Below are 4,520 nucleotides of genomic sequence, written 5' to 3' on the forward strand. Positions count from 1 at the left end.
CCCCGATGCGACGCCAGACAGCTATGTGACAGCTGAGGACACGGCGGTGTCTTTGGATCTTGAGGCGAATGACGACACGGGTTCGGGGCTTTCGGCGCTTGTGATCGGCTCTGTTCCGCCTTTGAGCGAGGGTGTGCTTAGCTATACCGATGCGGGCGGAGCCACGGTTGTTGTTGCGGCGGGCGACAGCCTGTCTCCGGCGGATCTGAACAGCCTGATCTTCACCCCTGCGGATAACTTCTCGGGGCCGGTGACGCCGTTCACATATACGCTCGAAGGCACCAACGGCGGGGTCTCTGATCCGGCCTCTGTCACCATCACCGTGGATGGCCAGCCCGAGGTGGCCGACGATACACTGGTGATTGCCGAGGACACGCCCACGGCGCTGAACCCGCTGGCAAATGACCCCGACTTTGACGCGGCAACCGGCACGTTTGTCGGCGCGGATGGCCCGCATCTGGTGGCGCTGACCAGCGCCCCTGCGGCCACCGAGGGTGTGCTGAGCTATACCGATGCGGGCGGCGCGACTGTGCTGGTTGATCCGGCAAACCTGCCCGATGATCTGACCCCGGCCGAGTTTGCCACCCTCAGCTTTGCGCCCGCGCAGGATTACACTGGTCCGGTGACCCCGATCGGCTATTCCGTCACCGATGCGGATGGCGACACGGACAGCGCGGTGATCAACCTCTCTATCGATGCCGCCCCTGATGCGGACGACGATGCGGTTACCGTCACCGAAGACACGCCAACGCCCATTGATGTTCTGGGCAATGACGATGCCGGATCGGGCCTTGCCTCGGTCACCTTCGACAGCCTGCCCGATCCCGCGCAGGGCGTGCTCAGCTATGTGGACGCCAATGGCGTGGAACAGCCCGTCGTTGCAGGCACACCGCTGACCCCGGCGCAGGCCGCAAGCCTCGTGTTCACGCCTGCCGCCAACTTCTCGGGGCCGATCCCGCCCTTCGGCTATACCCTGACCGATGTGGATGGCGATACAGATACCGCGACGCTGACCCTCACCGTGGACGGCATTCCCGATCTTGCCGATGACTTCGTCTCGATCGCGGAGGACCAGACCGTGGCGCTCGACCCGCTGGGCAATGACGCGGATCCCGAAGGCGACGGGCCGGCCACTGTGGCGATCACCGCCCTGCCCGATCCAGCCCAAGGCAGCGTCAGCTACATCCCCGACGGTGCCAACGCACCTGTGGTCATCGCCCCTGCGGCCCTGCCACAGACCCTAACCCCGGCGGAAGCGGCAACGCTCAGCTTCACCCCTGCGCCAGCCTATAACGGCCCGGTTGATCCGCTGGTCTATGAGGTCACCGATGCCGATGGCGATACCGAAAGCGCAACTGTGCGCATCGAGATCGACGCCACCGTGGTGGCCACAGACGATGCCATCACCACCCCCGAGGGCAGCCCTGTCGCGCTGAGCCCGCTGGCCAATGACGACCCCGGCGGTCCGGCCGCCAGCGTGTCTATCGACACCGTACCCCCTGCCACCCAAGGTGTGCTGACCTATACCGACGCGGCCGGCGTGCTGCAGACTGTCGATCCGAGCAACCTTCCTGCGGTCCTGACCCCGGCCGAGTTCAACACCCTCACCTTCACCCCCGCTGCCGAGTATCAAGGCCCGGTCACGCCGATCAACTACACCATCTCCGATCCTGATGGCGGCAACACCGACAGCGCCGCGATCACCATTCTGGTCGACGGCCTGCCAGAAGCCGCCGATGACGCCGCAACGGGCGAGGAGGACACCCCCCTCCCGCTCGACATCGTCTCAAACGACGATCTCGGCGACGGCATCGCCAGCTTTGCCATTGATACGCTGCCCCCCGCGACCCAAGGCAGCCTCAGCTACACAGATGCCAGCGGCACAGTCCAACCCGTCGTTGCAGGCGCCCCGCTGACCCCTGCCGAGGCCGCCACACTGGTGTTCACCCCCGCGCCCGACTTCTCCGGCGTGGTCGATCCCGTGCCCTATACCCTGACAGATGCGGATGGCGATACAGACACCGCAACCCTGCGCATCACCATCGATGCCGCACCGGATGCAACCGCTGATCGCGTCGAGACCCCCGAGGACACAGCTGTCGCGCTGCCGATCCTCGACAACGACGATTTTGCTGCCAATGAGCTGGCCAGCGTCACCCTTGCAGGGCCGCCTGCAGCCGACGGTGTGATCACCTATCAAGGTGCCAACGGCACCACACAGACCCTGCCCGCAGGCGTCGATACCGTGCTGACACCTGCCGAAGCCGCGACCCTGATCTTTACCCCCGCCGAAGATACATTCGGCGCGCTGGATCCGATCCCCTATACGCTGACCGATGCGGATGGCGACACTGGCACCGCCGTCTTGTCGATCATCGTAACCCCGACCCCTGACGCAACCGGAGAGGCGTTTGTCACCGACGAGGATGTACCCGTCGCCATCGACCTGCTGTCCAATGACGATACAGGCGCTGGCCTGCAATCGGTGCGGTTGGACACAGTCCCCCCCGCAGATCAGGGCACGCTGACCTATACGGACGCCAATGGCACAGTGGTCCAGATTGCCCCCGCAAGCCCGCCAACCCTGACACCAGCGCAGGCCGCGACCCTGTCCTTTACCCCTGCGCCTGGCTTTGTCGGCAATACCACGCCGCTGGCCTATACGCTGTTTGATACCAACGGCGCCTCCGATAGCGCCCGCGCGAGCATTCAGGTCAATGGCATTCCCGATCTGGCGGACGACAGCTTCGCCACGCCGTCAGATACGGCCATTGCGCCCGATATTCTGGCCAATGACATCGACTTTGGCGATGGCATTGCAACTGTCACCGTCAATGCGCTGCCCGATGCCGCGCAGGGCGTGCTGAGCTATGAGACCATCCCCGGCGATGCCGCCACGCGCACCGCGCTAACAGCAGGCCAGGCCCTGACCGCAGATCAGGCCGACAGCCTGCTGTTCACGCCCACTGCCGGTTTTTTTGGCATCGTCGATCCCGTCACCTACACTGTGACAGATACCGATGGCGACACCGATACCGCAACTCTATCAGGCTCGGTCGCAACCTTGGTGGACGCCACCGACGACAGCTATCAGACCAACCCCGCGCTGGTGATTCCCGAAGGCACAGACGCGCCGCTTGGCCTAATTGCCAACGACAGCTTTAACGACCCCGCCACCGCCGTCACCTTCTCGGGGCTGCCCGACGTAACGCAGGGTGTCCTGACCTATACCGACGCAAATGGCACGCTGCTGACACTCGATCCAGCCGTCCCTGCCACGCTGACACCGGCCGAGGCGGCGACCTTGTCCTTTGCCCCTGCCGAGGGCGTTGCAGGCCCGATAACGCCCTTTACCTATACGTTGACCGCCAGCGATGGCGGCACAGACAGCGCCTCGGTCGAGCTGTTTGTCGATCTGTTGCCAGAGGCCGTCGATGACGCCTTTGTCGTCGAGGAAGGCGCCAACGCCGACCTCTCCACCTTGATCAGCGGGCCCATCGGCGCCGATGATCAAGGCGACGGACCTGCCACCGTGACCCTGACCTCTCTGCCCGATCCCGCGCAGGGCTTGCTGACCTATGTCAACGCCTCGGGCGTAACCGTCCAACTGGACGCCGCAGATCTGGGCACCGCCGCCGCTGTGCTTGACGCGCAGGCTCTGGCCACGCTCACCTTCGTGCCTGAAGATGCCGCTGGCACCCCGACCGACTTCTCCGGTCAAGTCGATCCCATCGGTTATACGCTGACCGATGCGGATGGCGACACCTCCAGCGCGGTGGCCCGCATCACCGTGGACCCCGCACCTGATGCCACCTCTGAAACCCTCACCATTGCCGAGGACAGCCCGACTGCGATCGACATCTTTGCCAATGAAACCGATCCCGGATCGGGTCTGGCTGCAGTGACCTTCACCAATCTGCCCGCTCCCGCGCAGGGCAGCTTTACCTATACAAATGCCAATGGGGATGTGGTCGCGCTTGGCGAAGGGGCCGTGCTGACCCCTGCCGAAGCCGCCACGCTGGTGTTCACACCCGCGCCGGACTTTGACGGCACCGTTGATCCGCTGTCCTACACGCTGACCGATGTGGATGGCGACACTTCCGAGCCTGCCACCCTGTCGCTCTCAATCGACGCCGCACCGGACGCGACCGCTGATCTGTTCGTGGTGGATGAGGACGCAGGCCCGATCTCCATCAACCCGCTGGCCAATGACGATGGCGACCCCGCAACACCTGCGGGCGACACCGGCACGCAAGGGCCCAATGACCCTGTCATCGCCCTGACCGCCCCCACGGCCGCCGAGGGCAGTATCGCCTACATTGCGGATGACGGGACCCCCGTCACTGTGCCTGCGGGCGCAGCCATCTCCCTATCCGCCGCCGAGGCCCAAAGCCTGACCTTCACCCCCGCGCCAAACTTCGACGGCACGGTCAGCATCGACTATACCGTCACCGATGGAGATGTAGTTGACGCAGAAGTCGCCAGCGCGACGATGACCATCGCGGTCAATCCGATCCCTG

1 protein-coding gene is annotated in these 4,520 nt (G+C 64.7%); it reads left to right on the forward strand.

The features are described 5' to 3' along the window. A partial coding sequence (locus ACN5AZ_RS18540; RefSeq protein ID WP_419430381.1) for a beta strand repeat-containing protein occupies positions 1–4,520 on the forward strand: 4,520 nt, incomplete at both ends.

The organism is Sagittula sp. SSi028 (genome assembly GCF_048553715.1).
Lineage (GTDB): Bacteria > Pseudomonadota > Alphaproteobacteria > Rhodobacterales > Rhodobacteraceae > Sagittula.